This is a genomic window from Amycolatopsis sp. NPDC051903, from assembly GCF_044452505.1.
Lineage (GTDB): Bacteria > Actinomycetota > Actinomycetes > Mycobacteriales > Pseudonocardiaceae > Amycolatopsis.
The window spans coordinates 1-26003 of record NZ_JBITBT010000005.1 but is presented as its reverse complement, the minus strand read 5'-3'; the positions used below and the strand labels follow the sequence as shown (position 1 = coordinate 26003).

27 protein-coding genes and 1 pseudogene are annotated in these 26003 nt (G+C 70.8%); 11 read left to right on the top strand and 17 right to left on the bottom strand.

The features are described from left to right. Positions 1–4 precede the first annotated feature (4 nt). From boxC to ACIA77_RS13990, 3 genes are all read right to left on the bottom strand, one after another. Positions 5–1660 (bottom strand): 2,3-epoxybenzoyl-CoA dihydrolase, encoded by a 1656-nt coding sequence (gene boxC / locus ACIA77_RS14000; RefSeq protein WP_395886243.1) that lies wholly within the window; start codon positions 1658–1660, stop codon positions 5–7. Positions 1661–1691: 31 nt separating this feature from the next. Then, positions 1692–2129: a hypothetical protein gene (locus ACIA77_RS13995; protein ID WP_395886242.1), complete on the bottom strand. Its 438-nt coding sequence runs from the start codon at positions 2127–2129 to the stop codon at positions 1692–1694. Between the two features lie 183 nt (positions 2130–2312). Continuing rightward, positions 2313–2756 (bottom strand): MarR family winged helix-turn-helix transcriptional regulator, encoded by a 444-nt coding sequence (locus ACIA77_RS13990; RefSeq protein WP_395886241.1) that lies wholly within the window; start codon positions 2754–2756, stop codon positions 2313–2315. A 54-nt stretch (positions 2757–2810) separates the two neighbouring features. On the opposite strand from ACIA77_RS13990, the gene ACIA77_RS13985 reads away from it, so the two are divergent. Both ACIA77_RS13985 and ACIA77_RS13980 read left to right on the top strand, forming a co-directional pair. Continuing rightward, complete coding sequence (locus tag ACIA77_RS13985; protein WP_395886654.1) at positions 2811–3269, top strand: DUF1579 family protein; 459 nt, start codon at positions 2811–2813, stop codon at positions 3267–3269. 9 nt (positions 3270–3278) lie between these two features. After that, a pseudogene (locus ACIA77_RS13980) lies at positions 3279–4141 on the top strand (alpha/beta fold hydrolase). Positions 4142–4149: 8 nt separating this feature from the next. On the opposite strand, the gene ACIA77_RS13975 reads toward ACIA77_RS13980, so the two are convergent. The 7 genes from ACIA77_RS13975 to ACIA77_RS13945 form a co-directional block, all read right to left on the bottom strand. Then, positions 4150–4629, bottom strand: a complete 480-nt coding sequence (locus ACIA77_RS13975) for a DinB family protein (protein WP_395886240.1) — start codon at positions 4627–4629, stop codon at positions 4150–4152. A gap of 97 nt (positions 4630–4726) precedes the next feature. Next, the gene (locus tag ACIA77_RS13970) at positions 4727–5491 is read right to left on the bottom strand and encodes a glucose 1-dehydrogenase (RefSeq protein ID WP_395886239.1); all 765 of its coding nucleotides are present in this window, start codon (positions 5489–5491) and stop codon (positions 4727–4729) included. After that, positions 5488–6882 carry a cytochrome P450 gene (locus tag ACIA77_RS13965; protein WP_395886238.1) on the bottom strand — a complete coding sequence of 465 codons (1395 nt, stop codon included), beginning with the start codon at positions 6880–6882 and terminating at the stop codon, positions 5488–5490. Before ACIA77_RS13965 ends, ACIA77_RS13970 begins: the two co-directional genes overlap by 4 nt. A gap of 48 nt (positions 6883–6930) precedes the next feature. Next, positions 6931–7941 carry a hypothetical protein gene (locus ACIA77_RS13960; RefSeq protein ID WP_395886236.1) on the bottom strand — a complete coding sequence of 337 codons (1011 nt, stop codon included), beginning with the start codon at positions 7939–7941 and terminating at the stop codon, positions 6931–6933. Positions 7942–7957: 16 nt separating this feature from the next. Continuing rightward, entirely contained in the window at positions 7958–9412 is a 1455-nt protein-coding gene (locus ACIA77_RS13955; protein ID WP_395886235.1) for a cytochrome P450, read from the bottom strand. 350 nt (positions 9413–9762) lie between these two features. Further along, a complete protein-coding gene (locus tag ACIA77_RS13950; RefSeq protein WP_395886234.1) occupies positions 9763–10215 on the bottom strand; it encodes a hypothetical protein in 453 nt (150 codons plus the stop codon). Next, a complete protein-coding gene (locus ACIA77_RS13945; protein ID WP_395886233.1) occupies positions 10212–10997 on the bottom strand; it encodes a 2-keto-4-pentenoate hydratase in 786 nt (261 codons plus the stop codon). Before ACIA77_RS13945 ends, ACIA77_RS13950 begins: the two co-directional genes overlap by 4 nt. A gap of 152 nt (positions 10998–11149) precedes the next feature. Here ACIA77_RS13945 and ACIA77_RS13940 point away from each other — a divergent pair, with 152 nt between their 5' ends. The 3 genes from ACIA77_RS13940 (at position 11150) to ACIA77_RS13930 (ending at position 12745) form a co-directional block, all read left to right on the top strand. After that, positions 11150–11653 carry a VOC family protein gene (locus ACIA77_RS13940; RefSeq protein ID WP_395886232.1) on the top strand — a complete coding sequence of 168 codons (504 nt, stop codon included), beginning with the start codon at positions 11150–11152 and terminating at the stop codon, positions 11651–11653. Positions 11654–11691: 38 nt separating this feature from the next. After that, positions 11692–12093: a CoA-binding protein gene (locus ACIA77_RS13935; protein WP_395886231.1), complete on the top strand. Its 402-nt coding sequence runs from the start codon at positions 11692–11694 to the stop codon at positions 12091–12093. A 94-nt stretch (positions 12094–12187) separates the two neighbouring features. Then, positions 12188–12745, top strand: a complete 558-nt coding sequence (locus tag ACIA77_RS13930; protein ID WP_395886230.1) for an NUDIX domain-containing protein — start codon at positions 12188–12190, stop codon at positions 12743–12745. Between the two features lie 67 nt (positions 12746–12812). Here the strand turns inward: ACIA77_RS13930 and ACIA77_RS13925 are convergent, their stop codons facing one another. From ACIA77_RS13925 to ACIA77_RS13915, 3 genes are read right to left on the bottom strand one after another with little or no spacing between them, the layout of a single operon-like run. Further along, positions 12813–13940, bottom strand: coding sequence for an NHL repeat-containing protein (locus ACIA77_RS13925; protein ID WP_395886229.1), 1128 nt, complete (start codon positions 13938–13940; stop codon positions 12813–12815). Positions 13941–13992: 52 nt separating this feature from the next. Next, a complete protein-coding gene (locus tag ACIA77_RS13920) occupies positions 13993–14676 on the bottom strand; it encodes a response regulator transcription factor (RefSeq protein WP_395886228.1) in 684 nt (227 codons plus the stop codon). Between the two features lies 1 nt (position 14677). After that, complete coding sequence (locus ACIA77_RS13915; RefSeq protein ID WP_395886227.1) at positions 14678–16060, bottom strand: sensor histidine kinase; 1383 nt, start codon at positions 16058–16060, stop codon at positions 14678–14680. A 313-nt stretch (positions 16061–16373) separates the two neighbouring features. Here ACIA77_RS13915 and ACIA77_RS13910 point away from each other — a divergent pair, with 313 nt between their 5' ends. From ACIA77_RS13910 to ACIA77_RS13900, 3 genes are all read left to right on the top strand, one after another. Next, positions 16374–17147 carry an IclR family transcriptional regulator gene (locus tag ACIA77_RS13910; protein WP_395886226.1) on the top strand — a complete coding sequence of 258 codons (774 nt, stop codon included), beginning with the start codon at positions 16374–16376 and terminating at the stop codon, positions 17145–17147. 258 nt (positions 17148–17405) lie between these two features. Beyond that, positions 17406–19091, top strand: coding sequence for an L-lactate permease (locus tag ACIA77_RS13905; RefSeq protein ID WP_395886225.1), 1686 nt, complete (start codon positions 17406–17408; stop codon positions 19089–19091). A gap of 110 nt (positions 19092–19201) precedes the next feature. After that, complete coding sequence (locus ACIA77_RS13900; protein WP_395886224.1) at positions 19202–20071, top strand: thermonuclease family protein; 870 nt, start codon at positions 19202–19204, stop codon at positions 20069–20071. A gap of 1179 nt (positions 20072–21250) precedes the next feature. On the opposite strand, the gene ACIA77_RS13895 is transcribed toward ACIA77_RS13900, so the two are convergent. The 3 genes from ACIA77_RS13895 to ACIA77_RS13885 all read right to left on the bottom strand — a co-directional run bounded on the left by ACIA77_RS13895 (position 21251) and on the right by ACIA77_RS13885 (position 23340). Then, positions 21251–22429: an RNA polymerase sigma factor gene (locus tag ACIA77_RS13895; protein WP_395886653.1), complete on the bottom strand. Its 1179-nt coding sequence runs from the start codon at positions 22427–22429 to the stop codon at positions 21251–21253. Between the two features lie 126 nt (positions 22430–22555). Next, entirely contained in the window at positions 22556–22912 is a 357-nt protein-coding gene (locus ACIA77_RS13890) for a YciI family protein (RefSeq protein WP_395886223.1), read from the bottom strand. Further along, positions 22912–23340 carry a YciI family protein gene (locus ACIA77_RS13885; RefSeq protein WP_395886222.1) on the bottom strand — a complete coding sequence of 143 codons (429 nt, stop codon included), beginning with the start codon at positions 23338–23340 and terminating at the stop codon, positions 22912–22914. The genes ACIA77_RS13890 and ACIA77_RS13885 overlap by 1 nt, the downstream gene beginning before the upstream one ends. Before the next feature lie 156 nt (positions 23341–23496). Between ACIA77_RS13885 and ACIA77_RS13880 the strand changes: the two genes are divergently transcribed. Together ACIA77_RS13880 and ACIA77_RS13875 are read left to right on the top strand one after the other, a co-directional pair. After that, the gene (locus ACIA77_RS13880) at positions 23497–24498 is read left to right on the top strand and encodes a small ribosomal subunit Rsm22 family protein (RefSeq protein ID WP_395886221.1); all 1002 of its coding nucleotides are present in this window, start codon (positions 23497–23499) and stop codon (positions 24496–24498) included. Positions 24499–24517: 19 nt separating this feature from the next. After that, the gene (locus ACIA77_RS13875; RefSeq protein ID WP_395886220.1) at positions 24518–25090 is read left to right on the top strand and encodes a dihydrofolate reductase family protein; all 573 of its coding nucleotides are present in this window, start codon (positions 24518–24520) and stop codon (positions 25088–25090) included. Positions 25091–25109: 19 nt separating this feature from the next. On the opposite strand, the gene ACIA77_RS13870 is transcribed toward ACIA77_RS13875, so the two are convergent. Beyond that, on the bottom strand, positions 25110–25253 hold the full coding sequence (locus tag ACIA77_RS13870) for a hypothetical protein (RefSeq protein ID WP_395886219.1): 144 nt from the start codon (positions 25251–25253) through the stop codon (positions 25110–25112). A 435-nt stretch (positions 25254–25688) separates the two neighbouring features. Here ACIA77_RS13870 and ACIA77_RS13865 point away from each other — a divergent pair, with 435 nt between their 5' ends. After that, positions 25689–25853, top strand: coding sequence for a hypothetical protein (locus ACIA77_RS13865; RefSeq protein WP_395886218.1), 165 nt, complete (start codon positions 25689–25691; stop codon positions 25851–25853). Positions 25854–26003 lie beyond the last annotated feature (150 nt).

The window sequence follows — 26003 nt, the reverse complement described above, 5'->3', positions numbered from 1 at the left end:
CGGCTCAGACCCGCTTCCTGTCGAAGATCGCCTTCTGGCCCGTACCGTAGCGCCGCAGCGCGCCCTCGGGGCCAGAAGCGTTGGGCCGGGTGAAAATCCAATTCTGCCACGCGGTGAGGCGGCCGAAGATCTTCGTCTCGATCGTCTCCGGGCCGACGAACCGGTGGTTCGCCTCCATCCCGGTGAGCGCGTCGGGGCTCAGCGAGGCCCGGCCTTCGAGCGCGATTCGGATCTCGTCCTCCCAGTCGAGGTCGTCCGGCGCGTCGGTGACCAGGCCCAGCTCCACGGCCTCCGCCGGCGTCAGCGTCCGGTCGCGCTCACGGACCAGCCACGCGAGGTGGTCGTCGTCGCCGTAGAAGCGCGACTGCAGACGGGTGAGGCCGTTGCCCATCGGGAACGGGCCGAAGTTGGCTTCCGACAAGGTGATCGACGCGCGCTCTTCGGAATCTTCGTCGTCGAGCGGCGGACCGTCCAGGATGTACTGGCGGTCGGCGGCGAGCGCGAGCTCCAGCAGCACGCCGGCGAAGCAGCTGCCCGGCTCGATGAGCGCGACGAGCGTGCGGCTCGTGACGTCGAGGCGCTTCAGGGTGCGCTTGTAGTAGTGGAGGATCTCGTTGCCCAGCCAGTCTTTCGCACCGAGCACGGCTTGTTCGTGAAGGAGCACCTTCGCCGGGTCGCCCTCGGTGCGCAGGACCCACGTGCCGAGCTCGGTTTCGTTGGTGCGCAAGCGGAGGATCGTGTCGTCGAGTTCGCGGGTGAGGCGCAGCAGCCAGCCGTCGGCGCCGTCGGCGTGCAGGTCGCCGGGTTCACCCTCGGGGCCGCGGACGGTGATCGTCGCCAGCGCGGCCGCCCGGTCGTAGGTGACCTCCACGTACCGGTACTCGATGCCGTCCTCGGTGACCTCGGGGTCGAGCGGCGTGAGGGCGACGCCCTGGTCGCCGGGCAGGCGCTCGGACTCGGCGGCCAGTTCGTGCGCCCGCGCCAGCACGGACTCGCGGAACTCCTGGCGCGGCACGAGTTCGTCGACGAGCCGCCAGTCGACGGCCGTTTTTCCCTTCACGCCGTCGGGGCGCGTCGCGAACACGTCGGCGAGGTCGCGGCGCACGCGGCGCTTGTCCACCACGCGGGTGAGGCCGCCGGTGCCGGGCAGCACGCCGAGCAGCGGTACCTCCGGCAGCGCGACCGTCGACGAGTTGTCGTCCACGAGCAGGATCTTCTCGCAGGCGAGCGCGATCTCGTAACCGCCACCCGCACAGCTCCCGTTGACCGCCGCGAGGTACCGCTGGCCGGAGAACTCGGTGGCGTCCTCCAGGCCGTTGCGGGTTTCGTTGGTGAACTTGCAGAAGTTCACCTTCCACTCGTGCGGCGACGACGCGAGCATCCGGATGTTGGCGCCCGCGCAGAACACCTTGTCCTTGGCGCTCGTCACGATCACGGCGCGCACCTCGGGGTGCTCGAACCGCAGCCGCTGCGTGGCGTCGTAGAACTCGATGTCCACGCCGAGGTCGTAGGAGTTCAGCTTCAGCTCGTAGCCCGGCACGAGGCCGCCCTGCTCGTCGACGTCCATCTCGAGCCAGGCGACCTCGCCGTCGACGGTGAGCTTCCAGTGCCGGTAGGTGTCCGGGTGGCGCTCGAACGTCACTGTCGTGGAGGTGGTCACTCCCTGATTGTCTACATATCGGTGACTAGCGTCAATGTTGTGTAGACGCTTGATCGAGCACGCTCACCCGGTTGAGCTTCGACGCGGCCCACGACACGAACAACCACAACGCGATCGCCGCCGCGGTGTCGGTGAAGATCGTCGAGAACCAGAACGCCGGGATCTGCGGCACGCCCACCAGGAAGTGCCCCGCGCTGACCAGGCCGGCCAGCGAGTAGACCACCAGGAACCCGAGCGCCCGCCAGTACCGCTCCTGCACGTAGTAGCGGTACCCGAAGAAGCCGAACGCCGTGAACAACACCCACCCGAACGCGACGGTGATCTGCGCCGCGAGCACCGAGATGCCCGGGATCTGCGGGTAGTCCTGCGCGCGGATGATGTTGTGCGCGTAGTGCAACGTGGTCGTGAGCAGCGTGAACCCCAGGATCACGCGAAGGGTGGTCAGTCCTTTCCCCTGCAGAACGTCCATGTGTTTTCGCCCCCTTGCGATTTGATAGATCGCTCTAGCGAGGAGCGTAGCGCTGATCGGCCGACAGGCCAAGTCGATCCGGTATCGAATTGCGAACTGGCCGGACTTTTCGAAAATCGCCACCGCTCTCTCGCGGATCCGGACGACGACGAGCACCGAATCGGTGCGGTCCGGAAAACGGCGTCAGTCGGTCGGGACTTCGGCCAGCAGCGTGCGGACAGTCTCAAGCGTCCGCAGTGTCACTTCGAGATCTTCCGGCGAGAGCCCCGCCGCCACGGCGTCCGCCCAGCGGTCGCGGCGCGCGCCCAGCTCACGGAGGGCCGCGCGGGCCTTCGGCGTCACGGCGAGCAGCGGCGCCCGAGCGTCGGCCGGGTTGGGCGAGCGCGTCAGCATTCCGTTGCGCAGCAACCGGTTCACCGTCTCCTGCACGCTCTGCCGGCGCAGGCCGCGGCGGCGGGCGAGCTCCGCCGCGGAAGCCGGGCCGTCTTCGAGGAAGCCCAGCACCAGCCACTGCGCGGCCGTCAAGCCGGACGGTGCGGTCAACGCATCTCCCGCCGACAGCAGTGCTCCGTTGGTGACGATGACGTCGTTGACGAGCTGCGTAACGCGTTCGGCCCGGGCGGTCATGCGTGCTAGCCTCCCATATTGACAGGTACCTGTCGAAAGGAGATCGCCGTGGAGATGCCCGCGAAGACCGAGGCGCACGAGGCGCTGACCGCGCTCGTCGGGGAGTGGACGGGGACCGAGGAGCTCGCCGCGTCGGCGTGGGCACCGGCGACGAGCGCGAAGGCGACCGCGAGCTACCGGGAGGCGCTCGCCGGGTTCGCCGTCGTGCAGGAGTACGCGCAGACGCGCGAGGACGGCGGGCACCTGTTGGGCCACAACGTCTTCACGGTCGACCCCGCGACGCAGGAGACGCTCTGGTACGGCTTCGACAGCTACGGCTTCCCGCCCGGCGAGCCGGCGCGCGGAGGCTGGCGCGAGGGGACCCTCCACCTCGAAAAGCACACCGCGCGTGGCGTCGCGCGGCATCGGCTCACCCCGCACGACGACGTGCTCACCCACGAGATCGACGTCCGGATGATCGACGCGGCCGAATTCACCCCGTTCCTGCGCGCCCGGTACACGCGCACCCAGTAGAAAGGGGCCATGACCGAGGCGACGATCGAGGCCAACGGCATCACCCTGTGCCACGAGGAGTTCGGCGACCCGGCGGACCCGCCGCTACTGCTGGTCATGGGGCTGGCCGCGCCCATGACCTGGTGGGACGACGACTTCTGCGCGCAGCTCGCCGGCCGCGGGTTCCGCGTGATCCGGTTCGACAACCGCGACGTCGGGCGCTCGCAGCGCATGTCCGGGCGCACCCACATCGCCCGCGCCTACCTGCTGCGCACCGCGCCGTACTCGATCGCCGACATGGCGGACGACACGGCGGGGCTGCTCGACGCTCTCGGCATCGAACGCGCCCACGTCGTCGGCGCGTCGATGGGCGGGATGATCGCGCAGGCGCTCGCGATCCGGCACCCGGCGCGGTCCGATCACTGACGTCGATCATGTCCACCACCGGCAGCCGCCTGATCGGCCACCCGAGCCCGCGCGCGGCCGCGTCGATGCTCGCGCCCCGGCCGCGCGGCCGCGCCGAGTACGTGGAGCTGCTGCTCAACACGTTCCGCCTCATCGGCTCGCCCGGCTACCCGTTCGACGAGAGGCGCATGCGCGAACGCGCCGAACGCACCTTCGACCGCGGGATCAACCCGGCCGGAGCCGCACGTCAGCTCGCCGCGATCCTCTCGACGCGCGACCGCACGGCCGCGCTGCGCCGGCTCAGCGTGCCGTCGCTCGTGGTCCACGGCGCGCGCGACCCGCTCGTCCACGTCTCGGGCGGCCGGGCCACGGCGCGTGCGCTGAGAGCCGACCTCGACGTCGTGCCCGGGATGGGCCACGACCTGCCGGAGGAGGTCTGGCCGCGCGTGCTCACCGGCATCGAACGTGTGGCCGCCCGTCGGCCCTAGCCCGGAACTCAGCCCGCGAGCACCTGTTCGCGCAGGATGTCGGCGTGTCCGCAGTGGTGGGCCAGCTCCCGCAGGACCTGCAGGTACACCCAGCGAAGCGTGCGTGGTCCGGATCGGTGGCCGGTCACGACGGCGTCCAGCGGCAGGCCGGCGACCACCGCCCGGGCCGTGGCGCAGGCGTCCCGGTGGGCCGCCGTGACCGAGGCGACGGTGTCGCCGTCGGCGAGCCGGAAGGATTCGTCCGGGCTCCGCACCAGGCTGAGCTCCTTGCGGGACGTGCCGCCGACGCACTCCTCGAACCACACCCGCTGCATCCACGTGACGTGCTTGAGCAGTCCGAGCAACGTCGTCGCCGACGAGACGAGCCGGCGGCGGGCCTGGTCCTCGGTGAGACCTTCGAGAGTCGCCTCGATGCCGCTGCGGTACTCGTCGATGAACGCCTCGAACTGCGTGCGTTCGTCGTCGAGCGGCACATCGAACGAACCCATCGGGTCTCCTCTCTCGCTACTGGAAGCCACCCCCAGGTGACCCGACGCCAGTCAACCAGTTCGCGACCCCCTCCGACCGCCGACGCCCGGTCTCGGCTCACTGCGCCACCAGACCCCCGTCCACGGCCAGCGCCTGCCCGGTCACGAACGACGCGCGGTCCGACAGCAGCCACGCCACCGATTCGGCGATCTCCTCGGGCCGGGCCGAGCGGTTGATCGGCTGCATGGCCGCGATCTCCTCCTCGGTGACGACCCCGGTCGCCACGACCTGCTCGTACATGCCGGTCCGCACGGTGCCGGGGCAGACGGCGTTGACCCGGATCCCCCGCGTCGCGTATTCGAGCGCCGCGGCGCGGGTGAGGCCGACGACGCCGTGCTTGGCCGCGACGTAGGCGGACAGCCCGAGCCCCATGCCGACCAGGCCGCCGATCGACGAGTTGTTCACCACCGCCCCGCCGCCGGTCGCGAGCATCGCGCGGATCTCCGACCGCAGGCACAGCCACACCCCGTCGAGGTTCACCGCCATGACGCGGTTCCAGTTCTCCCGCGTCGAATCGGCGACGGATTCGAACGCGCCGTCGATGCCGGCGTTGTTGAACGCGCCGTCGAGCCGGCCGTACGTCACGACGGCGGCCTCGACCATCGACCGTACGTCGTCCTCAAGGGACACATCGGCCTTCACCGCCTTGGCGACGCCACCTTGAGCCGCGACCAGCTCCGCCGTCTCGGCGCACGTGCCGTGGTCGACGTCGGCCAGCAGCAGTTTCGCGCCGTGGCCGGCGAGCACGAGGGCGGCGCTGCGCCCGATCCCGGAGCCCGCCCCCGTGATGACGATGGCCTTGTCTTCGAGCAGTGCCGTCACGATTCGTGCCCTTCGGTGTGGTCGGGCCCGCCGACCGCGGCCGCACGTGGTCGCGAGTGGACGGTCAACGGCAACCGGTCCAGGTGGACGATGCTGGACACGACGGTCTTCGGCCGGTACCCGGCGGGAACCACGAGGCGGCGCCCGGCGACCACCCTGGCAACGGTGACCTTCATCTGCACCCACGCGAACGCGTCGCCGACGCACTGCCGGTTACCGAGGCCGAACGGCAGGAACGCCTGCTGCATCCGCTGCGTCGGCGCATCGCCGAGCCAGCGGTCCGGGTCGAACCGCAGTGGGTCGGCGAAGATCGACGGATTGCGCTGCATCGCGGCCGGGCTGTAGAGCACCTCGTCGCCCGGCTCGACGCGTACGCCGCCGAGGGTGAGCGGGTTGACCGCCCGGCGCATCAGGATCCACAGTGGATGGTGCAGGCGCGTGTTCTCCTGGACGAACGCGTCGGTGAGGGTCAGCGCGGGCAGGTCGGCGGGCGTGAGGTCCCGCCCGCCGAAGACCTCGTCGACCTCCGCCTCCAGCCGCTGCCGCAGGCCGGGATTGCTCGCGAGCTCGTACATCGCCCAGCTCATCAGCGTCGCCGGAGTTTCGATTCCGGCGATCAGCAACGTCATGATCTGGTCGCGGATCTCCGTGTCGGACATCGTGGTCCCGGTCCGCGCGTCGCGCGCGGACCTGAGCAGGGACACGAAGTCGTGGAGATCACCGTGGTTGTCGCGGTATGCGGCGACGAGCCGGTCGGCCGCCGCGCGCAGGTTGTCGCACGCCGCGTCGAACCGGCGGCTGACGCCGGTCGGCACCCGGGCGAGGAAGTCCGGTAGCAGCGTGCGCTGCCCGAGACCCGCGAGCAGGGCCGGGAGCTCGTCGCGGGCCAGGTCGACGACCTCCCGCGCCTCCGGGGCGCGGAACATGGTCTGGCCGATGATCTCGCTGGCCAGCACGTGCATCTCGCGGTCCATCGCGACGGTCGAGCCGGGCCGCCAGCTCGCGACCTGGTCGCGCACCACGTCGTTCATGATGCGGACGCTGCGCTCGATCTGTCCCTTGTGGAACGCCGGTTGCACCATCCGGCGCTGGCGCAGGTGTTCGGAACCTTCGGCGGTGAAGAGCCCGTCGCCGACGTACGGGCGCGCCTTCTGGAAGATGCGGCCGCGGTCGAAGTTCTTGCCTTCCTCCACCATCACCCTGCGGACGAGCTCTGGGGAGTTCAGCACCAGGAACGGGCGGGTCCCGATGCGGAGCCGGACGAGGTCGCCGGCCGGTTGCAGCGACGTGAGGTAGCCGACGCGGTCGCGCCGCAGCAACGACAGCGTGTGCCCGAGCAGGGGCAGGTCACCCGGCGCGGCAGGCGCCTGGCGGATCGTGGGCGTGGTCATGGAACGCTCCCGTGCGGAGTGTGAGCGAACGGAGAAGAGCGGAGCCGGCTAGGCCGTGGTCGGCCAGTCGAGCAGATCATCCACATAGGATGCTTTCGCGCCGGGTGCCGGCGCCTCGGCGTCGGCGAACCGGATCGTGTCGGTGCGGTCCCAGGCCTCCATGCCGGCCGCCCAGGACTGCATGTCCTGCGCGCACCGCACGACTGGCGCGAGCCCGTCGAGCCCCAGCGCGGCCATCGTCCGCGGCAGCTCACGCGCCGCGGCGAGGTGGTCCTCGACGCGCGCCTCGATCCGGGCGGCCACGGCGTCGATCGCGTCCTGGACACCCAGGTGCTCGTGGTGCTCCAGCACGGTGACGAGGTTGATCGGGTCACCCTGCTCCATGTGCAGCGAGTGGATGTCGTTGATCCAGCACATGATGTCGGCCGTGCCGAGGACCAGCGTCCGGTACTGCGGCGTCCGGTACAGCGCGTCGGGAATCGCCGCGCCTTCCACGAACTCCACGAGGTCGAGCGTCGGCAGCACGGTGGACGCGTCCCGCCGCACCGCGACGTAGTCCGCGACCGTGGGCACGGTGCCCGACGTGCGGTAGGCGTTCTCCGCGAGGTGGCCCGTCAGCCAGCGGTCCAGGTTGTGGCGGAACCGCGCCACCCAGGGGGCGGGCCGCCCGGGGAGCGTGCGCCCCAGGAGGTCGCGCAGAGCCTCGACGAGCGGGTGGTTGTCGTGCAACGCCGGCCGGTCGTCGCCGTCGATGATCCGGCGCATCGTCGCCACGAGGCTTTCGTAGAGCTCGACGCGGCCGGTGGTGACCGCGACGTTCTGCTGGTCGTCGGTGACGAAGAAGAAGCTGTTCCAGTCGGTGATCAGCACCAGGCCCTCGAGCGGCGCCTCCGGGCAGAGCGTGGCCATGATGCGGCCGTAGCCGAGGGCGTGGAACTTGGCGGCCACTTCGGGCGAGCGCAGCAGGCCGAGCCGGCGGCACCACGCTTCCGTGAGCTCCTGCGAGCGCTGCGCTTCGGGGTGCGTGGCGGTGACGAACGGCAGCCGCAGATCGGGCACGACGTAAGTGTCCACTTCAGACCGCCGCGGGATGCTCGGCCGGCTGGCGCCGGTGCACGGTCATCGGCAGGCGGTTCGGCCGGATGAGGGCGCTCGCGACCTCGCGGACCGCGGTGCCGGGCACGACCTTCAGCTCCCACCGCGAGCAGATCACCGCGGTGATCAGGATGAGCTCCAGCTGGGCGAACACCTTGCCGATGCACTGGTACGCACCGGCTGCGAACGGGATGTACGCGCCCTTCGGGATGCGCTGCGCGTTCTCCGGGAGCCAGCGGTCGGGGTCGAACCGGTCGGGCTCGGGGAACCAGCGCGCGTCGTGGTGCAGCAGGTACGGGCTGTAGATCAGCTCCGCGTCGGCCGGGATGGTCGACTGGCCGGCCCGGACCTCGGTCAACGTGCGCCGCGAGAACAGCAGCGGCGTGTGCAGGCGCAGCACCTCGTCGACGACGCGGCCGAGGTACTCCAGCGCGGGCAGGTCGTCGTACTGCGGGGCGCGGCCGCCGAGGACCGCGTCGAGTTCGGCGTGCACGCGCGCGGCCACCTCGGGATCGCGGCCGATCTCGTACAGCACCCAGCCCAGCGTCGCCCCGGGTGCTTCGACGCCGGTGAGCGCGAGCGTCATCACCTGCGCGTGGAGCTCCTGGTCGGACAGGCCGTTGCCGTCGTCGTCGCGCACGGCGAGCAGAGCGGACAGCACGTCGCCCCGGTCCTCACCCGCCTCGCGGTAGGCGGTGACGACCTCGTCGATCGAGCGGTTCATGCGGTTCATCGCGCGGGTGAAGCGGAGATTGCCGGGCGTCGGGACCTTCTCCCAGGCCGGCGGCAGCACGATGCGCTTGAGCAGGCTGTGGGTCAGCAGGCGCATGCCGTGCTTGATCGCTTCGGCGGTCTCCGCGGTGGCGGTGAACTTGAAGAGGCTGCGGGTGAGCGCGGTGAGCGCCAGGTCGTTCATGGCCTCGTCGGCCGCGAGGACTTCGCCGTCGCGCCAGGAATCCGCCGCTTCTTCGGCGGCCGTGCGCATGATCGACGAGTACTCGACGAGGCGCTCGCGGCTGAACACGGGCTGCAGCAACCGGCGCAAGCGGCGGTGCTCGTCGCCGGACGCGGTCGCGATGCCTTCGCCCAGGCCCGGCTTCAGCCGCTCGAAGCAGAGGCCCCGCTTGTAGTCGAGGTCGCCGGGCACCAGCACGTCGCGAACGGCGTCCGGGTCGGCGATGACGTAGACCGGGAACCCGCCGAACCGCACCTTGACGACGTCGCCGTAGCGGGCGAGGGCGGGCAGGAACTCCAGCGGCTTGCGCAGCACCGGTACGACGTGGCCGAGGACGGGCCACGCTCCGGGCGCGTCGACGGCCGGTCTGCCGGTTCTCGGTCTCGCCGCTTCCGCACCGTCGTCCGTCTGATGTGGACACTCGGCCGGTGGCGCGGCGGTTTTGGGCGCGCTGATCGGACGTTCACTTGCGCGTGACACGGCTTTCCCCTTGGTGCAGTGGTGGAATGGGCCCGCCGACTTCAGATCGGAGTCGCGGATCGCAGAGGTCTGAACCTCGTGCGCCACCGATTTCAGGCGTGTCACCGGAATCTGTCAAGCACCCGTTCGTCAGCGGAGGTGACTACCTGTTCGCCGGCGTTGCGCCGAGCGGGTGCCCTCTTCCCCGAAATCCGCGCGAATCGCCCCGGGCCACCCCCGGGTCACCCCCGGGGCCCGGCCCGGGTTCGCCTCCGGTTGTCACCCGAGCAGCGCAAACCCCGCGGGATGCCGAACGGGCAAGACGAGCGCCCGAACGAACGTTGAAAACGGAAACCGTTCGGGCAACCGGGTTACAACGTCACCGAGCCCAGGTGCGTGAAGTGCGCGGCGATCCGGCGGCCGATTGCGGCGGGTGGCGTCAACCCGTCCGTCACGACCAACCGGCCCGCTCCGCCGGCGTTCGCCAGCGCGTCGGCCGGATGACCCAGCGCCGCGCCCGTCGCGGTGTCGACGATCTGCCCGTCGGCTTCCAGCAGCACGGCTTCCAACGTGAGGTCGAGCCCCGCGGGCACCACGCCGACCGGGCCGAGCCGCACGGCCTCGACCTCACCGTCGCTCAGAATCGCGAGCCCGCCGTAGACGTGGGAAACCGCGGACAGCGCGGTGACACCCGGGCCCGCGATCGCGTCGCCCAGCAGGAAGGCGAGCACCGGCTGCGCCAGCGACCCGGCGGACGCGGGCGCCGTCAGCATCGCCTCGGTGAGTGGTGTCCGGGTGCCACCCCGGGAGATCAGCCCGATCACGCGTCCTCCTCCGGAGCGAACACCGCGGTCACACTGCCGAGCCCGGCGACCGCCGCGACGACCGTGTCGCCCGGGCTCACCGGGAACGCGCGGGTCATCGACCCCGGCAGCACGACGTGGCCCGGCTCCAGCGTCACACCCAGCGGCCCGACCGTGTTGGCCAGCCAGACGAGCGCGTTGAGCGGCGAGCCCAGCACCGCGCCGCCGGCGCCGGTCGCGACGAGCGAGCCGTTCACGTGGAGCGTGCAGCCCGCGAGCCGCAGGTCGACCTCTCCCAGCGCCGTCGGGCGGCTGCCGAGCACGACGCCGCCGGACGACGCGTTGTCGGCGATGGTGTCGAACAGGGAGATGCGCCAGTCGCGGATGCGCGAGTCCACGATCTCCAGCGAAGGCAGCACGACGTCGACGGCCCGCACGGCGTCGGCGACGGTGACCCCCGGCCCGCGCAGCGGCGCGCCGAGCACGAACGCGATCTCCGGCTCGATCCGCGGCTGCAGGAACAGCCCGACGGGGATGGGCTGGTGCTCGAGGTGGAACATCGACGCGGTGAGGTGCCCGTAGTCGGGCTGGTCGACGCCCATCTGGCGCTGCATCGCCGCCGACGCGAGCCCGACCTTGTGCCCGCGCACGGCGTCGCCGGCGGCGACCCAGCGGCGGACGAGCTCCAGCTGGATCCGGTACGCGTCCTCGGCCGTCCCGCCGGCGAAGGGCTCGACGGGCTCGCGCCGCGCGTGCGCCTTCTCGAGGGTGGTGACGGCTTCCTGCAGTTCGGTGGCCTCCACGACGGAGCACTGTGCCTGGCCGGCCCGGCTTCCGCCAACGAGCCCGTTCCACTGGGCGGCACGGCAATATCTCTCGCTAGAAAACTTCTTGCGCGCGAGAGATATTGCGAGTAGCGTGCTATGACATCAGCCCCAGAAAGGACGTGATCCCGATGGCTCCCACCGAGACCGAAGTCGCGAAGCTCACCGAAGCCCGTGACGCGCTGCGGACGAAGCACCTGCACCCCGCCGCCGACCGGGCCACGACCGCCGGCCGCGGCATCCACCACACCGCGCTGATCTCCAGCGACGTCGAGCGCACGATCAGGTTCTACCAGGACGTGCTCGGCTTCCCGCTCACGGAGCTCATCGAGAACCGCGACTACCCGGGCTCCAGCCACTTCTTCTTCGACGTCGGCAACGGCAACGCCGTCGCGTTCTTCGACCTGCCCGGCCTCGACCTGGGCCCGTACGCGGAGGTGCTCGGCGGCCTGCACCACCTGGCGCTGTCGCTCACCCCGGAGAACTGGGCGGCCGCGCGCTCGCGCCTCGACGCGGCGGGCGTGAAGTACCAGGAGGAGAGCGGCACGTCGATCTACCTCGCCGACCCGGACGGCGCCCGCGTCGAACTCATCGCCGACGACCTCGGTGAGATGTACGGCTCGAAGATCGGGTGACGCGGAATCCTCCTTTCGCGGAGGACGTTGTTCCCGACATGCAAGCTGAAGAGATCCTCGCGAACGCCACGACGATCGCGGTGGTCGGCCTGAGCCGCGACCCGGCGAAGGCCGCGCACGGGGTGCCGGCCACGCTGCAGGCGCACGGCTTCCGCATCATCCCCGTGCACCCGTCGGCAACCGAGCTGCTCGGTGAGAAGGTCTACCGCTCCCTCAAGGACATCCCCGAGCCGGTGGACCTCGTCGACGTCTTCCGCCCGGCCGCCGAGGCGCCGGGCATCGCGGCCGACGCCGTGGCGATCGGCGCCAAGGCGCTGTGGCTGCAGCAGGGCATCGTCTCCGCCGAGGCCCGCCGCATCGCCGAAGAGGGCGGGCTGGAGTACGTCGAGGACCGGTGCACCGCCGTCGTCCGCGCCGTCGCGGCGATCAGCAAGAACTGATCCCGGTGGCGTTGGCTGGGCTTCGGCTGCCCGCGTAGCCTTCGGCTGCCGCCGGTACGAGCCGGGCGGCCGCGCTCCGATCCGGCGAGGCACCGTGACCGAGGACCAGCCCCACCACTGCGGCGATCCGGCCGTGTTTGCGCGGGACGTGCTGGCCCAGGGTGAGCCGGAGGCCGAGTTCAACCCGGGCATCGCGAGCCGGCTGCCGCGCAAGAGCGCGGCCGCCGGTGTGTTCGCCCGTGACGCCGGTGGACGGGTGCTGTTCGTCCACCCGACCTACAAGCCGTTCCTGGACATCCCGGGCGGGCTCGTCGAGGACGACGAGTCCCCACTCGCGGCGTGCCGTCGTGAAGTGCGGGAAGAACTGGGGATCGAGCTGGCGGTGGGGCGGCTGCTGCTCGTCGACTGGCTGCCGGCCCACGGGGTCTGGCGGGACAGCCTGCAGTTCGTCTTCGACGGCGGGGTCCTGAGCGCCGCGCAGATCGACGCGATCGAACCCGCCGCTGACGAGCTCAGCCGGTGCGAGTTCCGCACGCTCGGCGAGGCCGCACCGCGGCTGCGGCCGGCGATGGCCAGGCGGCTGGAGCTGGCGCAGCAGGCGCTCGGCACCGGCGAGACTCGCTACGGCGAGTTCGGCCGCTCACTGCGGTAGCTGCACCACGGCCGAACGAGCGGTTCTCCGGCAGGAAGAGTCTCCAGCCGGCGGCGGGGCCGCTCGATCACACTCCCACTCCGAAGTGGACGACGCGGTCGTTTCCCGTGTCCGCCACGAAGATCCGGCCCTGCGCGTCGACGGCGATGCCGAGCGGGAAGCTCAGCGCGCCCGGACCGGCGGTGCCGAACTCGGTGCGGTAGGGCCCGGTGGTGCGGAATTGCGCCACCCAGCCGTGGTCGGGGACGGTGACGAACGCGTCGCCGCCGGCGTTCAGGGCGACGCCGGCCGGGTTGGCCAGTCCGCCGGACTCGCTGCGGCGGTCGCCGCCGATCGAGCCGAGCACCTTGCCGTCGGCGTCGTAGTGCACCACGGCGACTTTCCCGCTCGCCGAGCGTCCGCTGTGGACGATCCACACGCCACCGTTGCCGTCGCTCACGATGCCTTGCGGCGAGCTGACCTTCTCCGTGATGTCGGTGAGCGCCTTGCCGGTGAGCGTGTCGAAGCGCGCGACGCGCTGGTGCCCGGTGTCGGAGACGAGCAGCCGGCCCGCGGTGTCGATGGCGACGCCACGCGGGTTGGCGAGTTCGCCCGCACCGTATTCGCGCGAGAACCCGCCCCACCACGAGTACTGGACGACGCGGTTGTTGCCGGTGTCGGCGACGTAGACGTTGCCCGCGCGGTCCACGGCCACCGCCTGCGGCGCCTTGAACCGGCCGGCGAGCACGCGCACCAAGCAGCCGTCGCGGGTGAAGGCCTGCACGCGGTCGTTACCGGTGTCGGCGACCCAGATCTGGCCGCGCGCGTCGACCGTGAGGCCCGCCGGGCTGCTGAACTGCACGGGACCGCGGCCGCTGCGCCCGAACGCGCCCAGGAAGGTGGGCGGCGGGATCTGCGCGACGGCTCGCACGGTGAAGCGCGCGGGTTCGGCGAGCCGGGCGGATCCGTCGTTCGCGAGGGAGAACGCGACGTAGTCGCCGGGCGGCAGCGAGCCGGTCGAGAACGAAACGGTGCCGTTCGCGTGTGGGGTGTGCTCCCACCTCGTCGGCGGGCCGACGGGCCCGTTGCCGGGGTCGGGGTAGAGGCCGACCCGGTTCTCCGGGGTCACTGACGACTGCGGCGTCGTGTAGGTGAAGGTGATCGGCTCGCCCTGCTCCACGGAGGTGGCACTGCCGATCAAGGTGCCAGTAGCCACGGCCCCAGCATCCGCCGGCACGGCCGTACCAGGAAGCGCCGGGAAAGGGTGTTCAGGAAGAGTTCTTCCAGGTGACGAGCCGGTAGCCGACCCCGCGCACGGTTTCGATCGTGTGCGTGCCGAACGGGGCGTCGATCTTGCGCCGCAGGTAGCCCACGTACACCTCGACGACGTTCTCGTCGCCCTCGTAGTGGGCGTCCCAGACGTGGCCGAGGATCTCGTTCTTGGACAGTGCGGCGCCCTGGCGGCGCAGCAGGAACTCGAGCAGGCCGAACTCGCGGGCCGTCAGCTCGATGCGCGTCTCTCCCCTGTGGACGGTCCGCGCGGCGGGGTCGAGCCGCAGGTCGCCGGCGGAGAGCACGGCCGGGCGGGCGGGGGCGCCGCGGCGAAGCAGGGCGCGCAGGCGCGCGACGAGGACGACGAAGGAGAACGGCTTGGACAGGTAGTCGTCGGCGCCGAGGTCGAAGGCGTCGGCTTCGTCGTACTCGCCGTCCTTGGCCGTGAGCATGAGGACCGGCGTCCAGTTCTCGGCCGCGCGCAGGCGTTTGAGGACTTCGTAGCCCGACAGCTCGGGCAGCATGATGTCCAGCACGACGGCGTCGTAGTCGTGCTCGGTCACCGACCACAGGCCGTCGCGTCCGGTGTGGACGACGTCGACGGTGAAGCCCTCCGCGACGAGTCCACGCCGGACGGTTTCGGCGAGTTCGCGTTCGTCTTCGACGATCAGCAGGCGCATGTCAGCCGTCCTCCTCGATCCGCGGGAGCTCGATGCGGAAGTGCGCACCGGGGTAGCTGGGATCGGTCTCGTCCGCGTAGTGCGCGCGGCCGCCGTGGCGCGCGGCGATCCCCGCGACGATGGGCAAGCCGAGCCCGGTGCCGCCGTGGCCGCGCTGGCGCGACGAATCGAGGCGGACGAACCGTTCGAAGACCCGTTCCCGGTCTTGCGCGGGCACGCCGGGGCCGTCGTCGCTGACCTCGACGACCGCGGCTCCGCGGTGGACCCAGCTGGCGATTCGGACGCGTTCGCGGGCGTGGCCGCGCGCGTTGTCGACGAGGTTGCGCACGGCGCGGCGCAGTTGCGCTTCGCTGCCGCGGACTTTCGCGGGGCCGGCGCGGACCTCGATCTCGACGGGACCTTCGGCGCGCAGCCGCTCGGCCTCCGCCCGGACGATGTCGTCGAGGTCCACTTCGGTGCTCGCGGGGCGATCGGTGGTGTCGTCGGTGCGGGCGAGCATCAGGAGGTCGTCGACGAGTTCCCGCAGCCGCGCGGTTTCGCGGGTGATCACGGGGACGAGCTCGCCGGTCGTCTCGGGGTGGCGGCCGGAGACGTCGAGCGCAGTGCTGATGGTCGAGAGCGGGGAACGCAGCTCGTGGCTGGCGTCGGCGACGAACCTCCGTTGCGCGGCTTGGGTGGAGGCGAGGCGGGCGAGCATTTCGTTGAGCGTGACGGCGAGGCGGTGCACCTCGTCCCGGCCGGGCGGCAACGGCACGCGCGCGGCGAGGTCGCGCGTCGAGATTTCGGCGACGGTGCGGCGCATCCGTTCGACGGGCCGCAGCGCGGCGCCGACCGAGCGGTAGACGGCGAAGCCCGCGATCGCCAGCAGCGGCAGGGAAATCAGGCCGAGCAGGAGCGTGAGGCGGGTGGACGCTTCGGTGACGGGTTCGAGCGAGCGGGCCGAGATGACCGTGTAGGGACCGCCGGGACCGCTCACGCCCTGCGAGACCACGCGGTAGTCGTCACCGTCGCCGTTGAGCCCGAGCGGGAGGGTTTGCACACTTTCGCCGCCGGGCGCCGGGCGCGCGCCGGTGAGCGGCGGATGACCGACGATGGCGGGGTCGCCGGCGATGGGTGTGCCGCGCCGGTCGAGCACCTGCGTGACGGCTTCGGTGTCCCCGGTGCTGGCGACGTCGCTGGAGGAGAGGTCCTTCGAGCCCTCGCGCACGAGCTGGATGGCGACCTGGCGGGCGGTGCTGCGTGCACTCTCCGTCACGCTGCGGTCGAGCGACTCGTCGAGCAGCAGGACCACGACCACGCAGGCCGCGGCGATGGCCAGCGCGAGCGCCAACACCGCGACGGCCGTGGTCCGCATCCGGACGCCGGTCACGGCAAGCAGTTTCACGTACGCAGCGTAACGAGCTTGGTGTGAATCCACTGTGGTCACCGAACGGCCGCCGGTTTCGGTTCAGCGGGGTGCATCGGCGAAACCGTGCCCGCGTGGCGCTGTGATTTCCCTGAGAGCGTGACCGGTGTCGCGGAAATGGTTTGTTACTTGTCCTAACGATCGGAGGTTGAACCATTCGGGGTGTCCATGACCAGGAGCAATACGAAAGTAGGTCAAGATCTTTCGCACATAGATCGGAGCTGTTAGCGTCCAACCCCGCTTAGCGGAAACACGTGCCGGTGAGCGGGAATCAGGTGAAGGGGCGGACGACGTGGCGGAACGGACACTGGACCAGAGCGGCACCCTCGAGCGCGGGCTCGCGGTGCTCGAACACGTCGGGCAGCACCAGGAGATTTCCACCAATGCGATCGCGAGGCAACTGGGTCTTTCGCGCAGCGCCGCGTACCGGATCGTCGGCACGCTCAAGCGGCTGGAGTACCTGGAGGCCGACAGCGTCACGGGCCGCGTGCGGCTCGGCACCCGGCTCGTCGAGCTCGGGGCGCGCGCGATGGCCGCCACCGACCTGCACCGGTGCGCGCCGCGCTACCTCGCGTCGCTCGCCGAGCGCTCGGGCGAGACCACGTACCTCGCCGTGCCGGACAACGACACGATGGTCTACGTCGCGACCGAGCGCAGCGCCAGCGCCGTGACCTTGGCCTGCCGGCTCGGCACGCGCCGTCCCCAGCACGCCACGTCGCTCGGCAAGGCCTGGCTCGCGGCACTGCCCGAGCACGACCGGGTCGAACGCGTCCGCCGCATGAAGCTCGACAGCCTCACGCTCAAGACCATCAACGACCCCGGCCGCCTCCTCGACGAACTCGCCCGCACCCACCGCCGCGGCTGGGCCGTCGACGACGTCGAAAACGAACCCGACGTCGGCTGCGTCGCCGCGGCCGTCCGCGACCACTCCGGGCGGCCGATCGCCGCGATCAGCGTCGCCGGCCCCGCGCCCCGCGTCCTGCGCCGCGCCGAAGAACTCGGCGCCACGGTCGCCGGGACGGCCGCCGCCCTGTCCCTGCGCCTCGGCTACGTCCGCAGCCGGTAGCGGCCTGTCTGGCTTCGGCCACTCCGACGGCTCCGGCTCGGACACCCGTATTCGGCAAGGCCACGCGGATACACAGCGTCCGCAGGCACGCCGCAAACGCCGATCCTGGCTCAGCCCAGCCGGCCGACACCCATCGACTCCGACAAGCCCAACCCACCCCGGCTCGGCACCCGCCGCAGCCGGAACTTCCCCATCCCCTCCGCCTCCGGGAACCGCCGCCGCTCGGGAGGTGCGACGAATCAGCAAAGGGGCTGACGCGTGACCTGGATCCAGGACTACCAACCGGCGGGCGGACTGTGGGTGTCCGCGCTGCTCGCCGCGCTGCCGATCATCGTGCTGCTGGTGGCGCTCGGTGTCGTGAAGCTGTCGGCGCACCTGTCGGCTGCGCTGGCGCTCGTCACGGCGCTCGGGGTGGCGCTGCTGCTCTACCGCATGCCCGTGGGCCTCACCCTCGATTCCGCCGTGATGGGCGTGTTCTTCGGCGTGTGGTCGGTGGCCTGGATCGCGTTCCACGCCGTGTACTTCCACAACGTCACGGTCACCACCGGCCGCTTCGACCACATCAAGCGCGTGCTCGCGGGCTTCAGCGAGGACCGCCGGCTGCAGGCGCTGCTGATCGCGTTCAGCTTCGGGGCGTTGCTCGAAGGCGTCGCGGGCGGTGGGTCGCCGATCGCGATCACGGCGGCGATGATGGCGGCGCTCGGGTTCCCGCCGGTGAAGGCCGTGGTGCTGGCGCTGCTCGCGAACACCGCGCCCGTCGCGTTCGGCGGGCTCGGCAACCCGCTGATCGTGCTCGGCCGCCTGACCGCGCCGATCATGCACCTCAAGCCGGAAGAGGCGACGGCCGCCTTCTCCTCGATGGTCGGCCGCCAGGTGCCGTTCCTGGCCGTGATCATCCCGGCGTTCCTGATCGTGGTGCTCGCCGGGTGGAAGAAGATGCTCGAGGTGTGGCCGGCCGTGGTCACCGCCGGGCTGGCGTTCGCGCTCATGCAGTTCGCGGCGTCGAACTACATCAGCGCGAGCCTCGTCGACGTGCTCGCGGCCCTCGCCGCGATGGCCGCCCTCTACGTGCTCACGCGGTTCTGGCAGCCGAAGACGGTCTGGCGCTTCGAAGGCGAGGAACCGGTGCGTGCGTCGACGAGCCTGGGCGCGGCCCGAGCCGAACGCGGCGCGCTGCACGCGTGGACGCCCTACATCATCCTGATCATCGCGATCTTCCTCTCCCGCATCGGCACGATCTTCACGCACCTGCCCGTGTGGTTGGACCTCACGAAACTCCTCCACAAGGCCGACTGGGTCTTCGCCTGGCCGGGCCTGCACGACCACGTGATCCAGCACGCGCCGATCACGCCGAAGAACACGCCCTACGCGGCCACGTTCACCGTCGACTTCCTGTTCTCCCCCGGCACGGTCGCCCTGATCGCCACGGTGCTCGCGGGGTTCGCCATGGGCGCCCGGCCGAAGCAGCTGCTCCGGACGTACCGCGACACGTTGCACCAGATGCGCTGGGCCCTGGCGACGATCTTCACGATCCTCGCCATCGCGTTCGTCATGAACTACTCCGGCGCCACGCAGACGCTCGGCCTCGCGCTCGCGACCACCGGGGTCCTGTTCCCGATCTTCTCCGCGTACATCGGCTGGCTCGGCGTGTTCCTCACCGGTTCCGACGCGTCGACCAACAGCCTCTTCGGGCCCATGCAGGTGATCTCGGCGCAGCAGCTGCACCTCGACCCCGTGCTGGCGGGCGCCACGAACACGTCCGGCGGGGTGATGGGCAAGATGATCTCGCCGCAGAACCTGTCGATCGGCGCGACGGCGATCGGGCAGAGCGGCAAGGAAGGATCGCTGCTGCGCCAGACCTTCCTGTGGTCGCTCGCCCTCACCGCCGTGGTCGGCGTGATCTCGCTGCTGCAGGCAACCGTGCTCGGGTTCATGATCCCTTGACGAAGTTCCCGCGCTTCCGGTCAGCCAGTCACCGTCCACAGTGGGCGGTGGCTGGGCTGTCCGGATGAAAACCGGACACCTCCGCCGCCGCGCGACCTACCGTGGAACACATGCCACTGACGCTGATCAAAGGCACGTTCCAGCTCCTCGGTGCCGCACCGGACGGCGACTCCGTGCGGTTCTACCCCGACGACCCCGAAGCGACGAAGAAAGCCGGCCTCCGCGTGCGGCTCAACTCCCGCGGCGGCATGCAGCTGCGCCTCGACGCGATCGACGCGCTGGAGACGCACTACCGCCCCCGCGGTGGCGACATGCTGCACCAGCCCGCCGGCCTCGGCGGCGCGGCGGCCGACCGGCTCGTCGCGCTCCTCGGCTTCACCTCCGTGACCCGTGACGACGGCGGTGTCGTCACGGCCGCGAAACCGGAGAAAGTCGCCGGGCACATCCTCACCCGGTTCGCCGACAAGTACGGCCGCGCGGTCGCGTTCACCTTCCCGGGCCAGCGGCCCGGCCGTTCGGTCGACGGCAGCGAAGTGTTCCTCGACGGGAAAGCGCTGAAGAACTCGGTGAACTACCAGCTCGTCGCCGAAGGCCTCACCTACCCCACTTTCTACTCGTTGCTGTACGTCGACCTGCGCCAGTCGCTCGCCGAAGCGGCCGAAACCGCACGCGCCTCGGGCAGCGGCGTGTGGGCCTCGGACGTGACGACCGCGGGCTTCCGGCTGCGCTCCCGCGCGCAACTGGAAGACGAGCTCGTGGTGCTGCCCAAGCTCTTCCGCCGCCTCGCCGACTACCTCGCACTGGACGAGACGGGCGGCGTGTCCCTGGCCGGCTTCGCACACTTCCTCGACACCCGCGACGACCGCCTGTTCACCGTCCCGGAAGGACAGTCGACGGAGCTCGCCACGCTCGTCGAAGTCAAGCGCCAGACCGTGAGACTCATCGTGCCACCGGAACGCATCGTCTTCGTCGAAGCGTGAGCACTTGTCCACAGGGCAGGCGAGTTGTGGACAGCTCGGGCCCGGATCGGCTTGGGGCCGGGTTTTGTCGGGGGTGGCGGATAGAATGGGCTTGGGGACGCCCCCCTGGGAGGGCGGGGGACTTTTCTCCCGGCGGGGGTGGGCCAACAGTTCACCCGATGGGGCTGTGACGGTGCTGGTGGTCCGCGGTGAGGAACTGTGGGATGCCTTGGGGTGTCCCGGTTCCCGGGAGGGCTCGCGCGGTAGCTCAGTCGCGGCTGTGTCCTGGGGACGACGGCGGCGATCGTGTCGAGAGAGATTCTCGGACCGCGGGCCCCGCTGGCGATCCGGAATCTGTTGTCCTGAAATGGAAACTGCTCCGAAATCAGCAGCGCTGGCTGGTGCCACGGCCGGCGTTTCGTACTCCGGCAGCAGATCCTGAGCCTGGCGACCGGCTTTCCTGGCCTGTCGCCACCGGGGCAACGTAGGCCGCCCGATACCTGGCCAGCGGCCTGCCACCCCGCTAACAACGCCGAATGCCGCAGCACAGCGCGGGACCCGACCAGCAAGCCGCGCGGCTTCCCCGCTCCCTAGCCCGCCGTCGCTGGTGCACGCTAGGTCGCCCGTTCACCGAACAGCAGCTTGCGCCCCGCGCGAAACGCCGAATGCCGCTGCACAGCGGCGGGGACCCGAGCAGCAAGCCGCCGCGCAGCCTCCCTGCTCCCCGGCCCGGCGTCGCCGACGCAACGTAGGCCGACCGATACCCGGCCAGAAACTGGCCGCCCCGCGCACAACGCCGAATTCCGCAGCACAGCGGCAAACCCGATCAGAAAACCGGGTCGCTTCCTGCTCCCTAGCCTGCTGCTACCGGCGCAAGGTAGGCCGCCTGTTCCGGACCAGCGCCTTGCCGCCCCTGCTTGCAACCCCGAGTAGCGCTGCACAGCAGCAGAACCGGAGCAGCAAGCCGCCGCGCCGCCTCCCGCCCCCTGGCCTACCGCCGCCGGCGCAACGTACGCCGGCCCAATACCCAACCAGCGACCTACCAGCCCGCCCACACCCCCGAATGCTGCCGCGCAGCGGCAGAACCCGATCACCAAGCCCGCTGCGCGGCCTCCTTGCCGCCACCAGCGCAAATCCAACCAGCGGCCCGCCACCCCCGGCGCACAACGCCAGATACCACCACACAGCAGCAAAACCCGATCAACAAGCCGCCGCGCGGTTGAGGAGGAGGGTGCGTTCGCGGGCGTTGCCGGTCATGTCCGCGGCGCGTTCGAATTCCGCCTTGGCTTCGCGCAGGCGGCCCAGTTTCGCCAGGAAGTCGCCGCGGACGCTGGGGAGGAGGTGGTAGTTCTTGAGGGCCGGTTCGTCCAGGAGTTTGTCCACGAGGGCGAGGCCGGCTTCCGGGCCGTCGGCCATCGAGACGGCGACCGCGCGGTTCAGTTCGATCACGGGAGACGGCGTGAGCTGGGCGAGGCCGGAGTACAGCGCCGCGATGCGGGTCCAGTCCGTCTCTTCCGGGGTGCGGGCGCGGGCGTGGCACGCGGCGATCGCGGCCTGCGCCGAGTACGGCCCGTACGCGCCGTCCGCGAGTTCTTCCGAGCGGGTCAGCGCGGCGAGTCCACGGCGGATCAGCAGCTGGTCCCACCGGCCTCGATCTTGTTCCAGCAGCAGAACCGGCTCGCCACTCGGGCCGGTGCGCGCGGCCGAACGCGACGCCTGGATCTCGAGCAGCGCCGCGAGCCCGTGCACCTCCGGCTCATCGGGCATCAACCCGCTGAGCACGCGCGCGAGCCGCAGCGCGTCTTCGCACAGGGCGGGGCGCATCCAGTCGTCGCCGCGGGTGGCGGAGTAGCCCTCGTTGAAAATCAGGTAGATCACTTCGAGCACGGAGGAAAGCCGCGCCCGCCGTTCTTCGCCGACGGGCACCTCGAAGGGCACCTTCGCGTCGGCCAGCGACTTCTTCGCGCGCACGATCCGCTGCGCGACCGTGGACTCCTTGACGAGGAACGCGCGGGCGATCTCGTCGGTGGTCAGACCACCGAGCATGCGCAGCGTCAACGCGACCCGCGCCGGCGTCGCCAGCACCGGGTGGCACGCCGTGAACACGAGTCGCAGGATGTCGTCTTCGATGTGCTCCTCGTCGAGCGCGGCGTCGAAGTCCGGCAGCACCCCCTCGCTGAGCTGCTGGTCGCGCCCGATCTCCTCGAGCTTGCGGCCGAACGTTTCGTTGCGGCGGAACTGGTCGATCGCGCGGCGCTTGGCCGTGGTCATCAGCCACGCGCCGGGGTTGCGCGGCACACCGGTCTCCGGCCACTGCTCGAGCGCGGCGACCAGCGCGTCCTGCGCGAGCTCCTCCGCGAGCCCGACGTCGCGCACCATCCGCGCGAGACCCGCGATCACTCGCGCGGACTCGATCCGCCAGACCGCCTCCACGGCACCGTGCGTGTCCACGAGCCCATCAGACAGGCTGGTTCGCCCGAGGGCAAGCCTCGGGCGAACCACGGGTCAGACCGTGTCGAACAGCGGCCGGATCTCGACGGTGCCGGGCTGCAGCTCGGGGTTGGGTGCGCGCTTGACCAGCTCCACGATCTCCGCGAGCGACTCCCCCTGCAGGATCCACACCCCGGCCACGAGCTCCTTCGTCTCCGCGAACGGCCCGTCGACCACCTGGGGCTCGGGCTCACCGCCGAAGTAGACCAACCGCGCGCCTTCCGAGCTCGGGGTCAGTCCTTCGGCCGCCACGAGGTGGCCCGAGGCCGCGAGCTCGTCGTTGAACTTCTGCATCTGTTGGACGAGCTCGCGGCTCGGCGGGACCCCGGCTTCGGAATCCGCGTTGGCCTTGATCATCACCAGGAAGCGCATCAGGCGTTCTTCGCCGCCTGCTCGCGCAGCTTCTCCTCGGCTTCGCGCAGCTCCGGGGTCAGGTTGTCGCCGAAGTCCTCGGCCTCGGCGATGCGCCGGATCTCGATCTCGTGGTGCGCGCCGTCGGTGTTCGGCACGCGCTTGACCCACTCGATGACCTCTTCCTTCGACCGGACCTGCAGGATCCAGAAGCCGGCCACGAGCTCCTTGCTCTCGGCGAACGGGCCGTCGACCACCGTCGGCTCGGACTTGCCGGAGAAGCGCACCCGCGCGCCGTCCGCGCTCGAGGTCAGGCCCTCACCGGCGAGCATCACGCCGGCCTTCACGAGCTCCTCGTTGAACTTGCCCATTTCGGCGAGCATCTCGGTGCTGGGCAGCTGGCCGGACTCGGACTCTTCGCTGGCCTTCATGATCACCATGAACCGCATTTCGGAGATCCTCTCTGTGTGTTCGGCTTGTCTTCACCCCTGCGTCGAACGGGCGGCCACTGGATCGACAAGGCCCCCGAACTTTTTCCCAGGCGCCGAAACTAGCAGGTCAGGCTCCGGCTTGGGGACAAATCGGGCGTGGGAGAATGTGGGGTCGTGGCACACCTCCCCGACGACCTGCGCACCGCCCTCGACGACGAGCTCGGCCGGTTCCCCGAATCCCGGCTCGCCCAGGCGGTCGACAAACTCAGCTCTCGCTACCGCTCGGGCGATTCCGCGACGGCGCCGATCCTCGCGTCGGAGCTCGACGTCGCCGCATACGCGGGGTACCGGATGCCGGCGACGTTCGCGGCGGTCAGCTCCGTGCTCGGCGAGGTCGCCGCAGCCACCCCGTCGTTCGCGCCGCGCACGCAGCTCGACGTGGGCGGCGGCACGGGTGCGGCGGTCTGGGCCGCGGCCGGGGTGTGGCCGACGCTGGAGAAGTGCACGGTCGTCGAACAGGTCGCGGGCGCGGTGGCGCTGGGCCGCAAACTGGCGGCGAACGCCGACGAGCCGGCGGTACGCGGTGCGACGTGGCAGCGGGGGCTGATCGAGCCGTCGGTGCCCTTGCCGGCCACGGATCTCGTGACGCTGTCGTACGTGCTGGGTGAACTGCCGGAGGCCAAGCGCGCCGATGTGGTGCGCTGGCTGGCCGCGTCGGCGGGGGCGGTCGCGCTGATCGAGCCGGGCACACCCGCCGGCTTCGCGCGCATCCGCGCCGCCCGCGAAGTGCTGCGGGAGCTGGGCCACGCGGTGGTCGCGCCGTGCCCGCACGACGGCGAGTGCCCAATCGTCCCCGGCGACGACTGGTGCCACTTCGCGGCGCGCCTGCCGCGGTCCGGGCTCCACCGCCGCATCAAGTCGGGCACGCTCGGGTTCGAGGACGAGAAGTTTTCCTACGTCGTCACGGCGCCGGCGGGCACCTCGCTCGACCGACCCGGCGCGCGGATCCTGCGCCACCCCCGAAAGCACAAGGGTTTCGTGCAGCTGGATCTGTGTACCGTGGAGGGCCTCACGCCGGGGGTCACGGTGTCCAAACGCCACGGTCCCCGCTACCGCGCCGCCCGCGACGCTTCCTGGGGCGACGCTTGGACCACAACGGAACAAGCCGGCAGCTGAACCACGGAGGAGCACGCCGATGGGGAAGGTCATCGCGGAGATCAGCATGTCGCTCGACGGCGTCGTCGCCGGGCCCGGCACGAACACCGAGCACCGGCTCGGCCGCGACGGCGATCTGCTCCACACGTGGATGGCCCACGGCAACGAAGTCGACCACGACGTGCTGGCCGGGTTTTTCACCCGCACCGGGGCGTTCGTGCTCGGGCGCACGACGTTCGACATGGGCATCGACGTGTGGGGTCCCGACGGGGCGTTCGAACGGCCGTCGTTCGTGCTCACCCACCGCGCGGCCGAACCGCGGGTGCAGGGCAAGACCACGTTCACGTTCGTCACCGACGGCCCGGAAAGCGCGCTGGCGCAAGCGAAAGCGGTCGCGGGTGACCTCGACGTCGTGCTGATGAGCGGTTCGGCGATCAACCAGTGCCTGCAGCTCGGCGTCGTCGACGAACTGCGCATCCACCTGGTGCCGCTGGTGTTCGGCGAGGGTGTGCGGCTGTTCGGCGATCTGGCCGAACGGCACCTCGCGCTGCAGCGCACCGACGTGGTGACCACGCCGACGATGACGCACCTGACCTACGAGGTGGTCCGCTGACCCGCCGCGGCGGCGCGGGTCAGCGCGCGAGGTAGCTGTCCAGCATGACGTCGAGCAGCCGGTCGACCTGCGCCTGATCGCCGTGCTCCTCCGTGGCCCAGGCGACGCCGGTGACGGCGACGACGAGGACGTCGAGCGGCCGGAGGTCGGCACGAACGGGCACCAGCCTCGACGAGCTGGGAAACAGCGTCGACGAGCAGTGCTTCGCTGTCGACCGGACGCTCACCGGCCTGGCCGACGACGCGGCGCAACGCTGGGGAGAGACCGCGTTTGGTGCGTGCGTCGGTCGGGGCGGTCGGCGACGTCGCCGGCCGGGTGGTGGTGCGGGCCGCTGGACGTGGTGGTGAACAACGCCGGGTTCAGCGTGATCGCCGCCGCGGGCCTCGAAGGGTTCAGCGAGTCGCTCGCCCAGCACGTGGCGGGGTTCGGCATCCGGGTCACGATCGTGGAGTGGGTGTATCCGGACGGGGTTCGCGCAGGCCTTGCGGTTCGCCGAGGCGGTGCCGGCGTACCGCGACGGGGCCGTCGGGCGGTTCCGCGAGTTCGTGCCCGCCGCCGGGGCCGGCGTTTCACCGGGGATCCGGCGAAAGTCGCCGCGGTGGTCCATGAGATCAGCCGCCGGGTCGACCCGCTGCGGCTGCCACTGGGTGCGAGCGCGTTCGGCGGCGTGACCACGGCGCTGCGCGAACGGCTCGCCGCCCTCGAGCCGCTCGCGGACCTGGCGCGGTCGATCGCGTTCGACGCGATTCCGGAACACCCTTGATGTCCCGTGTCCGGTCCGCCGGCGCGGTTCCGACTTCCCCGTGAACCGAACGGGAAAGGACTTCCCAATGGGGATTGTCAAGTCACGCTGCTGCTGGGATCGGGGGTGAGGCGTGGTAGTTGGCGTTGTCGCGGAGCATGGCCCACAGGA